Annotated in this window: 15 protein-coding genes; 3 read left to right on the top strand and 12 right to left on the bottom strand. The window is 67.0% G+C overall.

The window, feature by feature from the left end:
- Nucleotides 1-107 precede the first annotated feature (107 nt).
- Nucleotides 108-1,637 (top strand): serine/threonine-protein kinase, encoded by a 1,530-nt coding sequence (locus HUT06_RS27585; protein ID WP_217711486.1) that lies wholly within the window; start codon nt 108-110, stop codon nt 1,635-1,637.
- Here HUT06_RS27585 and HUT06_RS27580 read toward each other — a convergent pair.
- From HUT06_RS27580 to HUT06_RS27535, 10 genes are all read right to left on the bottom strand, one after another.
- The gene (locus HUT06_RS27580; RefSeq protein ID WP_176198373.1) at nt 1,615-3,684 is read right to left on the bottom strand and encodes a UvrD-helicase domain-containing protein; all 2,070 of its coding nucleotides are present in this window, start codon (nt 3,682-3,684) and stop codon (nt 1,615-1,617) included. The two genes, HUT06_RS27585 and HUT06_RS27580, sit on opposite strands and share 23 nt — an antisense overlap.
- A gap of 186 nt (nt 3,685-3,870) precedes the next feature.
- Nucleotides 3,871-5,658 (bottom strand): PD-(D/E)XK nuclease family protein, encoded by a 1,788-nt coding sequence (locus tag HUT06_RS27575; protein WP_176198372.1) that lies wholly within the window; start codon nt 5,656-5,658, stop codon nt 3,871-3,873.
- 309 nt (nt 5,659-5,967) lie between these two features.
- Entirely contained in the window at nt 5,968-6,363 is a 396-nt protein-coding gene (locus tag HUT06_RS27570) for a hypothetical protein (protein WP_176198371.1), read from the bottom strand.
- Nucleotides 6,364-7,558: 1,195 nt separating this feature from the next.
- Nucleotides 7,559-7,753 (bottom strand): DUF397 domain-containing protein, encoded by a 195-nt coding sequence (locus HUT06_RS27565; RefSeq protein WP_176198370.1) that lies wholly within the window; start codon nt 7,751-7,753, stop codon nt 7,559-7,561.
- The gene (locus tag HUT06_RS27560) at nt 7,750-8,631 is read right to left on the bottom strand and encodes a helix-turn-helix transcriptional regulator (protein WP_176198369.1); all 882 of its coding nucleotides are present in this window, start codon (nt 8,629-8,631) and stop codon (nt 7,750-7,752) included. The genes HUT06_RS27565 and HUT06_RS27560 overlap by 4 nt, the downstream gene beginning before the upstream one ends.
- Before the next feature lie 394 nt (nt 8,632-9,025).
- Complete coding sequence (locus HUT06_RS27555) at nt 9,026-9,220, bottom strand: DUF397 domain-containing protein (RefSeq protein WP_176198368.1); 195 nt, start codon at nt 9,218-9,220, stop codon at nt 9,026-9,028.
- Complete coding sequence (locus HUT06_RS27550) at nt 9,217-10,098, bottom strand: helix-turn-helix transcriptional regulator (protein WP_176198367.1); 882 nt, start codon at nt 10,096-10,098, stop codon at nt 9,217-9,219. The genes HUT06_RS27555 and HUT06_RS27550 overlap by 4 nt, the downstream gene beginning before the upstream one ends.
- Nucleotides 10,099-10,512: 414 nt before the next feature.
- Nucleotides 10,513-10,989 carry a hypothetical protein gene (locus HUT06_RS27545; RefSeq protein WP_176198366.1) on the bottom strand — a complete coding sequence of 159 codons (477 nt, stop codon included), beginning with the start codon at nt 10,987-10,989 and terminating at the stop codon, nt 10,513-10,515.
- Between the two features lie 98 nt (nt 10,990-11,087).
- Nucleotides 11,088-11,534, bottom strand: coding sequence for a hypothetical protein (locus tag HUT06_RS27540; RefSeq protein WP_176198365.1), 447 nt, complete (start codon nt 11,532-11,534; stop codon nt 11,088-11,090).
- On the bottom strand, nt 11,521-13,518 hold the full coding sequence (locus HUT06_RS27535) for a hypothetical protein (RefSeq protein ID WP_176198364.1): 1,998 nt from the start codon (nt 13,516-13,518) through the stop codon (nt 11,521-11,523). Before HUT06_RS27535 ends, HUT06_RS27540 begins: the two co-directional genes overlap by 14 nt.
- Before the next feature lie 624 nt (nt 13,519-14,142).
- Between HUT06_RS27535 and HUT06_RS27530 the strand changes: the two genes are divergently transcribed.
- Nucleotides 14,143-15,537 (top strand): CBS domain-containing protein, encoded by a 1,395-nt coding sequence (locus tag HUT06_RS27530; RefSeq protein ID WP_217711485.1) that lies wholly within the window; start codon nt 14,143-14,145, stop codon nt 15,535-15,537.
- Nucleotides 15,538-15,625: 88 nt separating this feature from the next.
- Here the strand turns inward: HUT06_RS27530 and HUT06_RS27525 are convergent, their stop codons facing one another.
- Nucleotides 15,626-17,260, bottom strand: a complete 1,635-nt coding sequence (locus HUT06_RS27525; RefSeq protein WP_176198363.1) for a DNA methyltransferase — start codon at nt 17,258-17,260, stop codon at nt 15,626-15,628.
- A 374-nt stretch (nt 17,261-17,634) separates the two neighbouring features.
- Nucleotides 17,635-18,006 (bottom strand): helix-turn-helix domain-containing protein, encoded by a 372-nt coding sequence (locus tag HUT06_RS27520; RefSeq protein WP_176198362.1) that lies wholly within the window; start codon nt 18,004-18,006, stop codon nt 17,635-17,637.
- Nucleotides 18,007-18,082: 76 nt separating this feature from the next.
- On the opposite strand from HUT06_RS27520, the gene HUT06_RS27515 reads away from it, so the two are divergent.
- Nucleotides 18,083-18,493, top strand: a complete 411-nt coding sequence (locus HUT06_RS27515; RefSeq protein WP_176198361.1) for a RidA family protein — start codon at nt 18,083-18,085, stop codon at nt 18,491-18,493.
- Nucleotides 18,494-18,530: the final 37 nt, after the last annotated feature.

The raw sequence follows: 18,530 nt of genomic DNA, 5'->3' as shown, positions 1-18,530 counted from the left end.
GCCGGTACGTCCCCGCGCCCGCCGCCGATGGGTGGCCGCGTTCGCTGCCGGTGCGTCCCCGCGCCCGCCGCCGGTACCCTGCCTGGACGGGCCAGTGGAGGTGGGCGTTGCGGCGGGGCGATCTCCTCGGAGAACGCGAGCGGTACGAGCTCGATCAGGCGATCGGGCGCGGCGGGATGGGCGAGGTGTGGCGCGCCTACGACCGCTTCCTCGACCGGCGCCTGGCCGTCAAGTTCACCCGCGTCTCGGACGAGTCCCTCGTCGGCCGGTTCGAGCAGGAGGCCCGCAGCACGGCGTGGTTCGAGCACCCCGGCGTCCCCACCGTCTACGACTTCGGCAGCCACGAGGGCTGCTTCTACCTGGTCATGCAGTACGTCGAGGGCACGACGGTCGACCACGTCCTCGACGCCGAGGAGAGGCTCTCCGTCTCCTGGGCGTCACTCATCGCCGCCCAGGTGTGCGCGGTGCTGAACGTCGCGCACCGCCGTCCGCTCGTCCACCGCGACCTCAAACCCAGCAACCTGATGCTGTGCCCGGACGGATCGATGAAGGTCCTCGATTTCGGTGCCGCAGTGGGTCTCGGGCCGGGCGACGTACGCCGCACCACCACCGGCCTAGGCGCCCCCTACACGCCGGGCTACACGTCCATGGAGCAGGTGTACGGCAGCCCAGGCCCGCAGAGCGACCTGTACTCCCTCGGCTGCGTCCTCTACGAGATGCTCACCGGTCGCCAGGTCTTCCCGGGCGTCACCCCCTACGAGGTGCTGCGCCGCCATGAAGACGAGGCCCCGACCCCACCGAGAGCACTCAACCCGGCCGTCCCGCCCGCACTGGACGCCCTCGTCCTGCAACTCCTCGCGAAGCAACCGGCAGACCGTCCAGCCAACGCCGACGAGGTGTACCACCGTCTCCTGGAATTCGTCTCGTCCCTGGAGCCGCTGCCAGGGATCGTCGACACGATCGCCCCACAGCACCTTTACGCGACGGCCGTCAGCCGCATCCGCCTCACCGGCAGAACCCAGACCACCCGCCCCGAAGAACCCACCGAACCGCCAGAACCGGTCGAACTCCCGACCTTCGACGAAGTCGTCCAAGCGCGCGCGGAAGCAGGCGACCTGGCCGACGCGGGCCGCTACACGCAGGCGGCCGAACTCCTGTCCGGCCTGACCGAACCCGCCCGACTCGCCCTGGGCGACGACGACCCCGAGTACATGGGCCTCCGCCTGGACCTCGCCGAAGCCCTCTTCCAGGGCGGCGACTACCGCCGCGCCATCCACGCCTACCGCGCAGCCGCCGTCACCCTGTCCGAGGTCTCCGGACCTGACGACCCCGACGTCCTGAAATGCCGCGAGCAGGAGGCCGTCAGCCAGGCCCACCTCGGCGCCACCGGCACGGCCCTGACCCACCTTCGCGAACTCCTGGACGACCTCACGCCCGGCAGCCCCTACGACCCCCTCACACTGCGCGTCCGCGAACGCATAGCCCGCCTCGAACTGGCCGCGGGCCGCACCGGCGAAGCCCGCAAGGACCTCACCGATCTCCTGGCCGACCTCACGGGTCTGTACGGCGACGACCACCCGCAGGCCGTCGGCCTACAGGCCCTCCTGCACGACCTCAGCCAGGCAGGAACGGGCTAGGCGATCCCGAGTACGACACGTACAGGTGGTCCCGCGCGCGCGTGGACGCCACGAACAGCAGGCACCGCTCCTTCTGGACGTCCTGCGCATGCGCCTTCGGGTCCTCGCCCTCCGGCGTGACGGCCTTCGCCGACGGCAGCGACTTGTCATCGGCCCCGATGACGGCGATGCACCGGAACTCCAGCCCCTTCATCTTGTGCATCGACCCGACCTGCACACCCGGCGTCTTGCTGGGCACCTGGTAGGCGGTGACGCCGGCCTCCTTCAGCCTCTTGGCCGCCTTGCGCGCCACCCACACGTACCGCGCCGCGACCCCGATCGCGCCCGCCTCCACATCGGCGTCCAGCCAGGCCCGCACCTGCTCGACGAGCCCGTCCAGTTCGGCGTCCATGTCCGGATACGCCTTCACCACGGGCCGCCGCCCGTGCATCGGCGACCGGTACCCGTCCAGCGTGTCGGCCGAATCGTCGAGCCCCTGCGCCGGCGCGTGCCCGAGCAGCGGCACCGACCACGCGAGGATCTCCTGCGTCGTCCGATAGTTGATCTTCAGCTTCGTGCTCCGGCCCCGGACGTTGATGCCGAGGCTGGTCAGCGACACGTGGCTGTCGTAGATGCGCTGGTGCGGGTCCCCGACGATGAACAGGTCATCGGGCCCCACCGTGACGAGCCGCCGCAGCAGCCGCCACTGCGCCGTATGGATGTCCTGCGCCTCGTCGATGACCACATGGTCGTACTCGGGGCCGTCCACCAGCTCGGCGGCCTCGTTGGCCAGCTGGTGGAACGTCGACTTGCCCTCCGCGGCCAGCCCGTCCACCACATGCCCGATCGCCCGCCACACCACCGCCCGCTGCGCCTTCCCCAGCGGCACCCCGCGCCCCGCCCGCGTGCACGCGAGATACTCCTCCTCGCTCTCCAGCCCCTGCGCCAGGACGATCTGCTCCCATTCCCGCTCCAGGAACGTCGGCGAGAACGGCGTCCCCTCCGCCGCCTCCTCCCACAGCGGCTCCAGCACATCCGCACTCGCGATACCGGGCTTGTGATGCCGCCCGACGATCGAGTACGAAAGCGCATCCACGTTCTTCACCTGGATCCGCTCGCGCACCCCGGCGTCATCGACGAGCAGATCGAGCTGCTTCTCCAGCGCCTCCGAGAGATTCCGCGTGAACGTCGTCAGCAGGACGCGCCCGCCCTTGCCCGCGAGGAACTTCGCCCGATGCAACGCCGTCACGGTCTTCCCGGTGCCGGCACCGCCCGTAACCTGAACCGGCCCGCTGTAAGAAGGCCGGAGCGCGACGCGGCGCTGCACGGGATGCAGAAAAATGCGCCACGTGTCGAAGGGATGCTCGAGAATGTCGCGCAGTTCCTCGGGCCCATTGACGAACACGACCTGCCCCGGTGTCCGCCGCATCGCCGTCACGAGGTCGTCCGGGTCGACCGCCGCGGGCTTCTCCTCGGCCGGCAGGTACTTCGCGACCTCGTCCCACGCCTGCTGGACGCTCATGCCCTGTGCCAGCGCCAGCAGTGCCATGTACTGCGGCTCCGGCAGCAGCTTCTCCAGGGCCAGCAGATGCGCGTCCTCCGTCAGCAACCGGACGAGGGGGAGCACGTCCTTGTCCACTCCGAGCCGCACCAGGTCCTTCTCGAACACGTGCCCGAGCAGCCGGAAGACCTTCCCCTCCGCGGCCTGCTCCAGTGCCGGCGACAACTCCTCCAGCGCGACCTGGTCGCGCACCTCCAGCACGCCGATCGCCTGGTTGACCGAGAACCTCCTGCTCCGCGCCCACGCGATGGCCTCGTCATGCGCCTTCACGGCCAGCAGGCAGTAGACGTCCCCCGTCTCGGGCGCCAGCACCACCCCGCGCCAGAACTGGTCGATCCGGATCGTCCGGATCCGCGGATCCTTGGCATTGTTGAGCTTCTCCAGATGCAGCCCCGCATGCCTGTGCTCCGCGAACTTCCCGATGGCCGCCTCCACACCCTTGCGCACCTTCGGCTCGAGCTTGGCGTACTGCGGCATGAACGAATTCGCAATGGCCAGCTGGGCCACCCCTGCACCGCCCTTTCACCCCACCTGACCCCGCGTCAGGTCCGAACATCCTAGAAGCGCCCCGCACCCGGAATAATTGAACCGCGTACAACGCCCCGTCCGCCTCCGGACAACCACGGAACCTCACACCCGGGCAGCCGCCACCGGTGCGGCACCGCCCACCGGGCTCACCGTCGGCGGGCCTCCTCAGAACGGGGGTGGATCATCGTCCGCCTCCGGATCGGCGATGTCGTCGGACACCGCTTCGGCGCGGTCGCTCACCGGACCGGACGCGCTCAGGACCTCTCCGGTGCGGGGGTCGATGCGCACGCCGTCCACGACGATCGGCGCCTTCGGGTCGCTCGGCGCGCGGTCGGGGCACCACTGGGCGACCGGGCAGGTCCCGCACCACGGCCCCGGATCGGGACGGAACACGCTGTCGGCGTGCCACCTGGCCGCCATCCGCGTGATCACCCGCGCGGCGGCCTCCCGCACGGCGGGGTCCCCGGCGTCGAACGACAGGACCACCGCTGCGTCCGGCGTCATCGTCTCCAGCTCGACGGCGCCGGTCCCGTCCCCGCCGAGCACGCCGTGCTCGATCAGCCGGACGGCCAGCGCCAGCTGCGGCACCCGCGTGAACACCTCGTCGGCCTCGCCGCCCGGCGCGGCCATCCGGGTCGTCTTCTGCTCCCGGTAGACGACGCGCCCGCCCACCTCGCGGACAAGGTCGGGGTAGGCGACGACGACAACCTCCGCCGCCGGGTCGTACGCCGCCACGTTCGGCTCCACGACGACATCGCCGACCGCGCCCGCCATGGGGCAGACGGCAAGGTGCGAGACCAGGTAAGGCCGAGCCTCCCGGTACTCCTCGGGCGTCATCACCTGCGCGGCCAGGCCGAGGTCGCCCGCGTCCGCGCTCGGAAGATCAGCGAGGTCGCACCCCCGCGCCGGTCGCCGGCCGTGCGCCGCCTCCAGCCACCGGTGGACGGCCCGGCCGCGCCGCGCCGCCGAACCATCGGACCACGCCGCCGCCGGCAAGTGAAGCTCCCTCAGGTGCGCCTGCGCCGGGCAGATGAGGTACTGACGCCCAGTGGTGACCGACCACGTCCGGCGATGGGTCCCGCCGCCCTCGATGCCCAGCAGCCCCGGAGCGTGCGGCAGCGCGTCGCAGGACGACCGCGCCTTGCAGCCGACGCAATCGGAGCCCGGCTTGCGGACGTCGGCGAAGACGATGCCTGTGACGAGGTGCCGGGTCTTCTCCCGGTAGACGCGGCGGATGTCGGCGGGCGGCGCGTCCATGACGACCCGTGGCGGAACCCCGGCGGCCAGGACGACCTCCACCACGCGTACTCGCGAGGCCTCGCGCTCGTCGGGAACGACACTGACCGGCATGTCCCGATAGACGTTCCCCTCGGCACGCTGGCCCGCCGCCGCCACGAAGGCCAGGGCGTCATTGGACGGGGCATCGCGCTCACCCGCGCGCCCCATCCTGAGCCGCCGGAACTCGCGGACGCCGCCGTCCGGCGACGCGTACCAGCGCCCCCACGCGGTGAGCATCCGCCGCTCCGCCGCCGACTCGTACTGGACGATGCGGGGGAGCCGGTCGGGAACGAGCACGACGTCCTGCTCTTCAAGGTCGTCCGCGATCCACTCGGCGGCCTCAAGGTAGGCGTCGCACGCATGCCCCACCCACACCGCAACACCGGCATGAACGGTCGCCCGGTTCCCGCTGACAACGCTGGCCACGGCGTCCTCAACGGGCATGTCCCGGTACTCGACCAGGTCCAGTGCGGCCTGCACCAGGCCCAGCGGAAACGTCTCCCATGGCGCGTACCGCCGCTTCTCGTAGACGCGCGGCCAGAGCTGGGGCCGGGCCTTGAGAGCGGCGTGCGCGGGGCAGCGCCGCCCGTCCTGGTCCAGCGCGCTCGCCGAAAGCCGGATGACCTGAGCCTCACCGCGGAGCCCGGCGGGTGGAGTCCAACTGTGCGATGTCACGGCGCCAAGTAGAGCACATGTGAACTCAATCAACCCATAGTTCGAGCAAAAATGCACACTGACGCCGCGCCGGCATGCAAGACTTCAGCCGGTTGGTCGCCTGCCGTCGCACGGTGGCCGACACCGACTGCCCTCGGCAGCGCCGGTGAGGTCATCACCACCCGCGAGCTGCTCGACACCCCGCGCATCCAGCCGGCGGGCCTGCCTGCAGCGGCGTCGACGGCCTTGCCGAACCGCCGCCACCCCGGTAGCCGCGCCTCGGCGGAAGGCGCGCAGAACGGCACCTTCCGCCGAGGCCGGGCAGCCCGATCAGTAGCAATCGGGGAGGCCGGGAATGCGCTCGTTCTGACCACCCACGGTGAACACGGTGGCAGACACCCACACCTTCCGGTTGCCGCTGTCGTCGTCGGTCTGGGCCCACCACGTATTGGTGTTGCCGTACTTGTCCGTGTGCCGGATGCCCCAGTCGTTCTGGCAGTAGAAGTAGTTCCGGCCCGCGAACAGCTTGCCTCCGGTCTTCCACCAGTGGGGGTGGCCGTTCCCGACCCAGTGGTAGCTGTCCGCGGTGATCCAGGTGTTGTAGTAGTACTTCGAAGCGGCCGCGGGAGCCGCCGCATCTGCGAACGCGCTTCCGACCGGCGACAGAACCGCCCCGGCGACTCCGACGGCCACAGCGGCCCGAACGGCTGCCCTGCGAATGTTCATGGTGCCTCCCCGATATGCGTCGAGTGCTTGCTGAAAGGACAGTACTCGGACGCGTTATCGTTCTCTTATCGGCACCCCGATACCATCCGGCGTAACTCTCGAACGCCGGCCCCGGAGCACGAGTGCCGCGTCACAAGGGCCGACGGTTAGTGGACATTTGAATTCGCCGATTGATTGCGGGCAACCGGTGGGCGATGATCCAGCTTTCGCTCTCTCCTCGGAATCGACCAGCCATTGCAGCATCGCCGACGATCGGAGCCCGTTCGCCGGCCCGGAGGCGTGCGGGCACGTCGACGATTTTGTAGCGCCTTCGTCCGCGCTGTCGGCGTCGGCGAGATGCTCGGCGGCCAGCTCTCGGAGGGCCGCCGCCGACCGAATGACGATGGCTTAATGCATCCCGGCCCCTCGCATCGGGACGGTCGCCGTACTGGACGGCGTCCATGAGGAGGTCGCGGAGCAGGGTCTCCGTAATGGTCTTACCGAGGACACGACGAGGTTTCACAGGCGGCAGGCCCTCCTGCGCGGCTGCGACATCACGAACCAACGCCTTCTGTCGGCCACTCGCTTCCTCACCGAACTCAAGACAAGACCGGCTCAAGACCATTCTTGCCCCGATCACCGAGGAGCATGCCAAGTCCGGAAAACCCCGACGACCTCCTGAAGATCACCGTCTGCGACCTCGGCTGCGGCTCCGGACACTTCCTGGGTGCTGGCGGGCGCCGCATCGCCAAGAAGTACGCGGCCGTGTGGAGCGGCGACGGGGGAAGCGACACCGGAAGCGATCCGCTAAGCGATTCACAAGGTCGTCGAACGGTGCGTCTGCGGCGTCGCCCTGAACGCCATGGCTGCCGCGTTCGTAAAGTTCTCTCTGGCTCGAATTGCTGGTATCCGGGCCGGTCCCTCGCATTCCTTAGCGCCAACATCAAGGTTGGCCACACCCGCCGGGGCCGATACCAAAACTGCTGCTCCAGGGAATTGTGGACGAGGTACTCAAACCCGTCGGCGACGGCGACAAGAAGATCGCGGCGGAGTTTTCCCAAGGACAACGCCAAGGAACGCCGCCGACACACAAAACGATCATCGATCCGCACCCGAGAGAAGGGCCTCGCCCCCGGACAGGTGAGTGTGAGGGCTTTAGAATTGCCAGCGGCCTTGAGACGGGAGGGGGCGTCTCAAGGCCGATGATGTCTCTAGGTCAGTGACCGTCCGCGCGGATCCTGCGGACGAAGGTACGCCACTCGTCTCTGGTGAATTCCAGAGTGGGGCCGGTGCCGTTGAGCTTGGTGTCTCGGACGCCGATCGTGCCGTCGTCAGCCCGACCGGCCTCGATGCAGCCACCGTTTGGTTCGCTATGACGTGACTTGCGCCAGCCGTAGAAGTTCTTGGTCATGTCCTCGATCCTGTCTGGTCGGCGAGCCTGTTGGCTACCCGATCCAGGAAGGTCATGCTGTCTTCGCGGGATAGGGCGGCCTCGCGGAGACGATCGTAGATTCCCTCGTAGCGGGCCACCTCGCTTCGCTGGGGTAGGACGAGATCAGTGGTGGCGGTGTCGATCACCGCGATTGGCGAGTCGCCTGACTCCGCGAAGGTGTAGAGGTAGAACGCCGACTTGGGGAGAAAGCCTCCCAGGACGATGGCATCGTGCCGGAGTACACGGACCGTGATCCGCTCATCATCGGAGACGACTCCGATCATGTGCCGTAGCTGGGCGACCTTCGCCTGTGGCGGTACGGCCAACCGGTGGATCACGCACTCGTCCAAGACGGTCTCGTAGGACGGTCCGCCGGGCCGCAGCAGTTCGCTCTGCCGCCGCATACGGGCTTCGGTCATGCGTTCCGGAACGTAGTCGAGCTTTCCCTGGCACTCGTCCAGGTCGACGAGCGCGGAGATGAACTCGGGAGCCTGTAGGACGGCAGGCATCACGGTCTGGTTGTACTCGCGGACGGTGTCGGCGTTGTACTCCAGGTCGGCGTAAAGCTTCTGGCGGGGGCCCATGGAGACGCCGTACTTGTCCCACCACCCCTTCTGTGCGGCCTCTCGGGCGAGCTGGAAGAGCCTGTCGTACTGGCTGCCGGTGACTTCGAGGGCTTCGAGCATGTTGATGATCTCGCCGACGTCCGGGCGGACGGCGGCGTTCTCCAGGCGGGAGATCTTCGCGCGGTTGTAGTACATGAGGCGGGCCAGGCCATCGGTGGTGAGGCCGCGGCTCTCGCGGAGTTTGCGTATCTCGGCCGCCAGTTGCCGGCGGCGGACGTAGGGGCTCGGCATCGACCGTCCTCCCGATATCGCGTCGGACACGATCCGTGCCGATCATCGACTCTGCGTGATCGGCCACTATCGAGTATCGGACAAACACTCGATCCGTGCGCCGAATTGGGCCGCCCTCCGCGATATCGCCACGTGCAAATTCTGCACGTGCGTACTTTGCGCGTCCGATCCGTCCAGAGAAGTCAGAATCGAAGAGCCCGGGATGCCGGTAAACGCCACCGGATTTGCGAGGCTGCATCGCGGGACCAGACGCCGCCTTACCTTCTGACGCTTCGCCCTCGATCGTCCGCAGGAGAAGGACCGAAGGGTGAGTGCGGACGGGTCTCAGTACGAGAATGCGACCAGCCTTGAGGCGAGGGGGGCTCGTCTCAAGGCTGGTGACGGTCCGGAGGGATCAGAGGGAGTCGGTGCGGATGTTGGTGAGGAGGTTCCGCCATTCCTCCTTGGTGAACTCCAGGACAGGGCCATTGCTGTGAAGCTTGGTGTCACGGATGCCGATCGTGCCGTCAGTGGCCCGGCCGGCTTCGATGCATTCGCCGTTCGGTTCGCTCTGGCGTGACTTGCGCCACCTGTGGAAGTCCTTGGTCATGTACCCGATCCTGTCTGGTCCGTGAGCCGGTTGGCTACCCGTTCGAGGAAGGCGATGCTCTCCTGGCGGGGGAGCGCGGCATCTCTGACGCGGTCGTACATCTCGGTATACCGCGCCACTTCACCGTGTTGGGTCAGTAGGAGATCGGTGGTGACCGTGTCGACCACTGCCAATGGCGAGTCGCCTGGTTCGGGGAACTTGTACAGGTAGAACGATGATTTCGCGAGGAAGCCGCCAGGAATTCGGGCGTCGTGCAGCAGCACACGGACGCTGATCCGCTCCTCTGCCGTGACCACGCCGACCATGTGCCGGAGCTGTGTGATCATGGCCCGAGGCGGTACGGCCAGCCGATGGATCACGCACTCGTCCAAGACGATCTCGTAGGAGGGACCGTCTGGCCGGAGGATCTCGCGTTGCCGCCGCATGCGGGCTTCGGCCATGCGCTCGGGGACGTAGTCGAGTTTGCCCCGGCATCGGTCTAGGGTGACGAGCGCGTCGATGAACTCGGGGGCCTGTAGGACCGCTGGCATCGCGGTCTGGTTGTAGGCACGGACGTTCTCGGCGTTGTACTCCAGGTCGGCGTAGAGTTTCTGGCGCGGTCCCATGGAGACGCCGTACTTGTCCCACCATCCCTTCTGCGCGGCCTCATGGGCGAGCTTCAGGAACTTGTCGTACTGGCTGCCGGTGATTTCAAGGGCGTTGAGCATGTTGATGATCTCGGCGAGGTCCGGGCGGACCTGTGCGTTCTCCAGCCGGGAGATCTTCGCGCGGTTGTAGTACATGAGGCGGGCCAGGCCATCGGTGGTGAGGCCGCGGCTCTCGCGGAGTTTGCGTATCTCGGCCGCCAGTCGCCGGCGGCGGACGTAGGGGCTCGGCATCGACCGTCCTCCCGATATCGCGTCGGACACGATCCGTGCCGATCACCGACTCTGTGCGATCGGCCACTATCGAGTAATCGTACGGTCACGCTTGGACAAACAGTCGATCCGTGCGGCCGAAAAGGAACACGCCTCCGACATCAGCACACGCAAATTCTGAACGTGCGACTTTTGTGCGCCCTCTTCGTCCGGTATGGTATATATTGCAAATCTCGCCTATCCGGATGTGTCGGATTTGTGAGTCAGCGTCCCGATTTGAGGACGGGCGTATGGCGGTGGGTGTTCGGTAGCGGGCAACTGACCGGCGGGAGTGCGTGGACTTGCGGTTGTTGGGAATGAGCTCAACGGAAGTATCGACTCGCCGCAAGGCAACGACGTGGCGATCCGTCCAAGGAGTCGATGGCCGCGTAATCCTCAGCCGGGCTGGTCGCGGGCGGCCGAGTGCGGAGACCGGTCTGTCTCGGGGCGGGCGGGAGCGCCAGGTGCGGCGGTCGCCTGTCGCTGCTCGGCCTGCTCGCTTCGCCGTGCGGCGAGCCACTGCTCGGTGTAGCCGGTGGTCTCGTCGATGAACTGCTCCAGCCCCGCCCGGTCGAAGTCCGCCTCGCCGACGAGGTACAGCAGGATGCAGACCTGGGCGTTCAGCGTGGCCGTGAGGTCGTCCGGCACGTCGGCCTTGAGCGGGGGAGCATCGACGGCACGACGGATCATGTCCTCGGCGACGATCGGGTTGACCGCGTCCGCGTCCTCGCCGAGCCTGATCCGCAGGTCGGCGACGAGGCGGACGATCTGGCCGACGGTGTAGGTCGGCGCGAACCTCCGCCGCACCGCAACCTCGAACGCCCCGAACAGCAGCCAGTTGTATCCCGCCGCCGTCTCATCGTCCTTCTGCATCTCGTCTTGCAGAGGGATCCAAGCCTGCGGACCTTCCAATAGAAACGACCGTAACGCGAAGATGTTCTCCTCGCCGATCCTGACGGCAGATATGTCCATTACGCAAGAATCTGGTCGGCCAGGGACCTCGCTTCGGTCATGAAAGTGTCGAGCTCGGAGTCGTTGAGTTGGGCTTGACCGACCAGTGCGGCGAGCAGGATGATCTGGTGCTCAAACTTGGTGTTCTCGTTTATTCCGGCTACAGACCCTCTGCCGAGCAGGTGGAGGATCATCGTTTCTGCTATCTCGGGATCGATGATATCTGCTGAGTCGTCGCTTCGTTCGCGGGCGCTTGCCACGAAGTCGATCACCTCTGCGTCGTCTGAAATCCGACCATCTTTCATGAAGCGTCGCTCAACGGCCACGATGAAGGCTGCGGCTACCAGGGCGGCGTATCCAAGTTTGGCCTGCTCGGGATCGAGTTGCTTTGTAAGGCGCCGATGCTCGTCGACCCGCCCCGCAAGTTGGGCGCGCAACGTTGCAGCCTGATCATCAGTTACGGTCATAGTTTCTCCTTAGTATGTTGCGGACCAGTCTCATGCCCCTGCGCCCGGCTTCCACCGCCAAGACCCCGGTGGTGAAAATGCCGATCGCGGCATTCCCTATTTGCAGTGGAGAATCTCCTGTCTTTATGTGATCGAAATTTGGGCGAGCGCCGCATTTCTGTCCGGTAGGCTGCACTCGTTCCAGGTGCTTTTGGGATGGGTCGGTGAGTTTGTCTATGGAATCCTTGATGTTATCGGCATCCGCGAAGGCCTCGCGGGCCAGATCGAGTCGTCTCGAAGGCTTATCGGCATCGCCTTCTCGGTAGTCGCGGTTTTCGGGGTCGTTCTCAGGGTCGCGGAGTTCGCCGCGTCCGGCCTCGCCGCCTTCTGCCCCTACCGGGTCAAGATCTTCGCGGTCGGGAAGTTGTGCGGGTTCCGTTGTCTCCGGTTGGTTCCGGGCTAGTTCTGTGCCCGGCTCGCCAGTGTGCTCCCGCCCATATCGAGGCTCGACGTGGACTTGGCCGCGGCTGTCGGTGTGGACATCGGAGATAATGGGATTGCCGGGAACCTCCGGTTTTATCTGATTGGTTTCGTCCGGGTTCTGTTCGGGGCCGTCGTCCTGGCCTTTCTTACCATGGTCGCCGTCGTGTTCGCCGGAGGGTTCCGGCGCCCCCTCGCTCTGGTCGGTTTCTCCGGACGGGGGCGACGCGTCATCGGTGCTGCGCTGGTCGTCCGTTGCACTATCGGGGGCGGTGCCGCCTGCTGAGGCGTCGTGGGGCTCTGTGCCGGGCTGGACGGGCTCGTCTTCCCGGGAGGCGGCCGGGGCATCGCCGGTGGTTGCGCCATCGGGGACGTCGGTGGCGGACTCGCCCGGCTGCTCGGTAGCGGACTCGCCGGTCTTGTCGGTGTTGGTCGGTTCGGGTGCCTCGGGCGGGGTCGCCTGGCCGCTGTCGGCGGGCCCGTCCGACGCCTGCGGACTCGCCCCGGTCTCCCGCACGGGTTCGGCGACCTGGCCTGCGGGCTCAGGGGCGCCGTGCGTGCGGTCCGGTGGGGTTTGCGCGGGGCCGGTGGTCCGGTCGCCGGTCTCGGCGGACGGTTCGGGACGGAGTCGGCTGTCGCCCTGCTCGTCCGCACCCAATTCGTCCGAGCCTTGCGGGTTCTGCTCGGTCCCCGGCGGTGTGCCGCTGTCGGATGGTGCGGCGGCGTCGTCCTGGCGGGGGAGCGGCGGGTGCTCTCGGTCCTGCGGGCGCGCGGTCTCCGGCGTAGGTAGGCCGGGCTGCTCGCCGGACGGCTGAGAGACGGGCCGGTCTCGCTCGCCGCCCGACGCGCCGCCGGTCTCCGTCCGGCCGGGCGGCTGTGCTGTGTCGGCTCGGTTCGCTTCCTGCGGTGGGGCGGGACGGTTGTCGCGTGCCTCGCCCGGCTGCGCTCCGGTGCCTTCGGTGTTCTGCGCGGTCCCCTGCTGCTGGAGTTCGCGGGTGCGGGCGCGGCTCTCCAGCCGGGACGGCTGGGTGGGCGCCCCGGGGTTGTCGGCCGGCAGCCTGCACTGCCGCCCTGGCGGCGCGGCCCGATCGGCGGGTTCGGCGCGGGCGTCGGTGTCCTGTTCGGACGGTGGGCCTTGGGGGCGGTCGCGTCCGCCGGACGCGGTGGCGCTCCCGGCTCCGCCGTTCCGTGATCGCGGTTCCCGGTCCCGCTGACCGGCCTGCCCGGTCTCCGCTTTCCCGGACGTCTCCGCTTTCCCGGACGTCTCCGCATTCCCGGCCGCGCCGCCCTGGGCGGAGCCGGACCTGGCGTCACGCTGCCCGCCGGTCCGGTCGCCACCGCCGTTGCCCTCGGCGGGCGGCGACCCGTTGCCTTCCTGCCTCGACCGGGCGCGGCTTTCCAGGCGGGACTGCTGGCGGGGCGAGCCGGGGTTGTCGGGTGGCGGTGCGGGGGAGCGGTCGCGGTTCGCGGGGGTGTCCGCGTCCTCGGTGCGGGTGTCGGTCCCGCCGCCCTTCTCCACGCCCACGCCGAGGGCCCTTCCGCTGAGGGAGGCGAGCCGGCCCGTCGCACGGCTCGCGCGGCGTGTCCGGTGACGCGCGGGGCCGACGTCACACCACACCTGCCCCTATGAAATCGTGCACGACCGAACTGTGCACGTGCGGATATTCGCTCAGGGCGTCCCCGCCTGCATATCGCTGCCTCAGATCTTGATCGTCCGACGACTTCATCCGTCAGACGGGACACCGCAGAACAATGCGACCTGGAAGACAGGGATATCCAGGCGATAGGAACATGCCCTATTGGTCCTAAAGTGGGCGATATGGGAGTCTAGGTGGCTCCCGCGTCGTCAGTTCACCGGCCCAAGCTGTGCGTCCGCTGACCGCCACCCCTGACACCAGCGGGCCTCGACCGGCCAATCGACCATCTCCGTACGGAGCGCGACCCTCACAGCGGGGACGGTCGGCCTGCGGCCGGTGGAAGGATCCGCTGCGCACGGCGCCCGGTCCTCGTTCCGCTCCGACGGTTCCGCGTCGCCGCCTCACTGGGTGGTGCTGCACGGAAGGCATAATCGGCCGGGTCCGCGGTCACCGCCTCGGTAGGCTGCCAGGTGATCCCCCCGGCGGTACGTCCCCAATTGCGGAGGTTTGCAGTGTCTGAAGGCGCTAATTCCAGGTCCGAATATCTTCTTGACGGCCGGCGCGTCACGATCCCGGATCTCATCAAGAGAGGTCTCATCGAAGCTGGTACCCGCCTGCGATTCGATCGAGTCCGCCTTAATGAAACCCACTATGCCGAGATCTCCGCTGATGGCCAGATAGTGCTCCAAAACGGGCAGATCTTTAGGTCGCCCTCACGTGCGGCGGTCGTGGCGGCTGGCGTGAGCGCTATCGACGGGTGGCACGCCTGGGTGGTCGACTCATCGAATCGCTCCCTGGACTCCCTTCGTCAGAAACTCCTCGATGAGGTAGCCGCCGAGTCGCCTGCCGCGCAGCCTGTGGACGGGGACGAGTCGGGCGCGACCACCATTCCTGCTCTCCAGCGCAGGCACGAGTTCCTCAAAGATGCCCGCGCCAGAGCCGATAGCGGAGACCCCGTCGAGATCACGGTAAGAGATCTTCTCGCACTCTGGGGCGCCGCCGCCCGCGGCTATCGGATCAGCCAGCACATCGAAGCCGACCTCGCCAACCACGGGCTGGCCACCGTCCCAGGGTTTCGCAAGGTCACTGTCGATGCGACTGTCAAGCTGGAAGGCGTACCGGAGGAGGCCACCGATGAAGCCGCAGGCGCCGAATCCGCGCTCACGGAGGCGGACGACTCCGAGGAAGCCGGGATGGTGCTCACTGTTGGGAACCTCCCGTCGGCCCTCGGCGGGGTTGTGGCGGTGAAGCCTGAAGCGACCTTCGAGGAAGCCATCACCCTCATGCTCCTGAACGACTACTCACAGGTTGCGGTCATGAGCGGTCCGCGGAAACTGTGCGGGGCAGTGACCTGGAAATCAATCGCCCAGGCACGCCATGCCAGCCCTGCTGCAAGTTTCGCCGACGCGATCATCGAGGCCCAGGTAGCGCGCTATGACACAGAACTCATCGATATTCTCCAGACGCTGGAGGCGGCAGAGTTCGTTTTTGTTCGAGATGACAAGGACCTGATTTCGGGGATCGTCACCACGACCGATGTCGTGCGCGCTTACGGAGAGCTCGCCACTCCGTTTTTCCTGATCGGTGAGCTGGACCAGGCACTTCGGCGTGTCGTCGCGAAAACCTACAGTATCGAGGATGTCATCAAGCTCTGCGACCCCGACTCGACGCGAAGAATGACGTCCTATGACGATCTGTCCATGGGGGACTATCAGCGTGTGCTGGAGAATCCCGGCATGTGGGAGCAGCTCGGCTGGCCCCTGGATCGCCCTACCCTCGGCAAACGACTCAACGAGCTCCGTGAAATACGCAACGATGTCATGCACTTCAACCCCGATCCACTGCCCTTGGATGCCGTCGGAAAATTGCGCAACGCTTTGAAGCTTCTGCACGAGTACGGCGACTGAGGTTGACGGGCCACGTCGGCACTGCGATCGCCTGCCACCATGCGCATCTCAAGGTGCCGCCCGCTCGAGCTCCGATCGCAGTGACCGTCTACGCGCCCAGCATGAGCTGGTCCGGATTGGCGGGCCTGCGCTGTGCCTGGACGTACGGCAGCAGTACGGGCGGCAACTCGGGGCGCCTCCCCTGTAGCAGTTCCGGGACGGTGATGAGCTGAAGTTTGGGGTACGCCCGCCCATGCCGCTCGACCTCGAACAGACCGGAATGGTTGGCGGCGTCGAGCATGCCCTGCGTCGGCTGCTCCAGCGTGATCAGAACTCCGCCTGCCGCCTGGTGGTTGTGGACGGCGCCCATGAGGTCGCGGACCATGTGCGGCCCGAGCCGCTTTCCGCCCTTAACCGACACGAGAATTCGGTTGGTACCGCCCTTCCCGTCGATCGGGAACCTGATGATGCCGTCGAAGCCCCGGTCACCCACCTGCCGTTCGTTCGGCTGCGCATCGATCTGGGACACGGCCCAGCGCTCGAACTCGAAGGGCGACCGGTTCCAGAGAGCCTGCGCCGCCTCCACGTCCTTCGGGATGCCGTTCACCGTGAACTCGTTCATCACCGAGTTGCCGTAGACGCCTCTCAGGCGTTTCTCGATCAGGTCGACGGCCAGGTAGGTGATGTCGATCCCCATCCAGCGCCGACCCAGTTTCTGCGCGGCATCGATGGCCGTTCCGCACCCGCAGAAAGGGTCTAGGACGATGTCGCCCGGGTTGCTGCTGGACGTGATGATGCGCTCGAGCAGGGCTATCGGCTTCTGCGTCGGGTACCCCAGGCGTTCGGCCGCCTGCGAATTGATTGGTGGGATGTCGGCCCACACGTCGCCCAATGGTGCGCCGCGCAGTTCGTCCAGGTACCTCTTGTAGCGCGGAACACGCCCCGGCGCGGTCTGTACGATCAGGCCGTCATCGTACGCCCGCTGCATTCGGTCCCTTGTCCATCGCCATACTCGCGTGACACCGAGGAACTCGTAGGTCAGGTTCGGACGGTCAGGGTTCGGGCTCGTGATGTCCTTGAGTTCGTATCGCCGTCCATCGGCATCGCGGTGGCAGTACTTCGCGGCAGTCTTCGGCGGTAGGTTCTCTGGATCGTAGGGAATGAAGGCGGCATCGTCGTTCCATGTTGCCGACTCGCTTTTCCGGTAGGCCAGGATGACATCGTGGTTGGTGGGGAAGCGTCGGGTGAAGAGTCCTTTTGCGGACGTTCGGCACCAGACAAGCTCATTGCTAAACCTGGACGGGCCGAATATGGAGTCCAGGATCGTTTTGAGGTAATGGCTTGCCGTAGGGTCGCAGTGTAGGTACAGGGAGCCTGTCGGCTTGAGGACGCGATGGAGCTCCACCAGCCGGGCTGTCATCATCACCAGGTAGGCAAGGACATCATTCTCGCCGACGAGCCGGCGCATCGCATGGATGGCCTCCCCGACCCTGGGCGGGGCACCGCCGTTCACCAGTTCCAGATACGCCCGCTCACTTTCCTGGCTCCAGGCCCAGGTGTCGTCGAACGCCTCGATCTGCGCCTGCGATTCCTGGCCGCTCTTGTGTCGGAAGAGGACATTGTAAGAGCGGTTGGAGTTGAACGGCGGATCCAGGTAGACGAGATCGACGCAGCCTTCATCGAAATGCCGCCGGAGGATGTCGAGGTTGTCGCCGTAGTAGAGTTGGTTGCGCCAACCGCCCATGCAGTTCCCGCTCCTGCGGCCGGGAGCGATGCCGCACTAGACATGATGCTTACAGTGAGACCGTAGACACGGCCCACGTCTGTGAGTAGTGCCGTGCGGGTAATAGACGCCATCCCCGCCGTGTCCGCTATCGGACTCGGCTTTGGGAGGCGTTTTGTAACGTACGGTGATGCTGTGGTGATGGAGGGTGAAAGGCGCCTTCACCTGTCCTTCGCCCGCCCCACGCGCGTGTTCCATGGCCGCCTCAGGTGGTCGGGCGGATGCCCGCTGGCCTTCAGGGCCCTTCGATCACTGCGGAAGCCGGCCGCGCCTATACGGAACTACGTCCTCCCCATTGACGAGATCGGCCGGGCGATCTCGCAGGAGCTTCGAATTCAGCTTTCTGCATCCTCCTGGGCGTCGAAGGCGTCGCGGGCGCGTTCGATGGCCGCCATGTGCTCGGAGGCCCAAGCCTGCAGGACGTCGACGGGGTGGCGGAGGGTCTTGCCGAGCGGGGTGATCCGGTAGGTGATCGCGACCGGGCGGGTGGAGGTGACCTGGCGTTCGACGACGCCGTTGCGCTCCAGGCGCCGCAGAGTGGCGGTCAGCGACTTCTGGGTGACCGCGGGGATGGCCCGGCGGAGCTCGTTGAAGCGGCAGGGGCGCTCGCACAGTTCGCTCAGGACGCTGAGCGACCACTTGTCGAGGACCTGGTCGAGCAGCTCACGGTGCCCGGCCTCGATCTGGATCTCGCGGTCGGTATCCATGGTGAAACCTGGTTTCGTTGAAGTGTCCTTCTTGCACTAAGTATCTTAGTGATACCTAACGCAAGGAGGAAACCCCATGTCCGTCCAGTACCTCACTCCCGAAGGCATGCTGCGGCCCGCCCCCTACCACCACGTGGCCGTGGGCACCGGGACCCGCCACGTGCACGTCAGCGGACAGGTCGCCCGCCAGGCCGACAGCACCCCCGTGGCTCCCGGCGACCTGGCCGGGCAGGTCGCCCATGCCCTGCGCAACACCGCGACCGGCCTGGCGGGAGCGGGCGCGACGTTCGGCGACGTGCTGCGCCTGACCTTCTACGTCACGAACTGGAGCCCCGACAAGATCGGCGACTTCATGGCCGGCGTGGAGGCCGTCGCCGACGAGATCGGGCTGCGGCTGCCGATGCCCCCGGCGTCCCTCATCGGTGTCGACTCCCTCTTCGAGGAGGACGTCCTGGTCGAAGTCGAAGCCACCGCCCTCCTCGACTGACCCCGCCGCGGCCGGAGAAGCCGGTGCCCCGCCCGGA

Source organism: Actinomadura sp. NAK00032, from assembly GCF_013364275.1.
Classification (GTDB): domain Bacteria; phylum Actinomycetota; class Actinomycetes; order Streptosporangiales; family Streptosporangiaceae; genus Spirillospora.
This window is presented reverse-complemented; position numbering and strand designations above follow the sequence as displayed.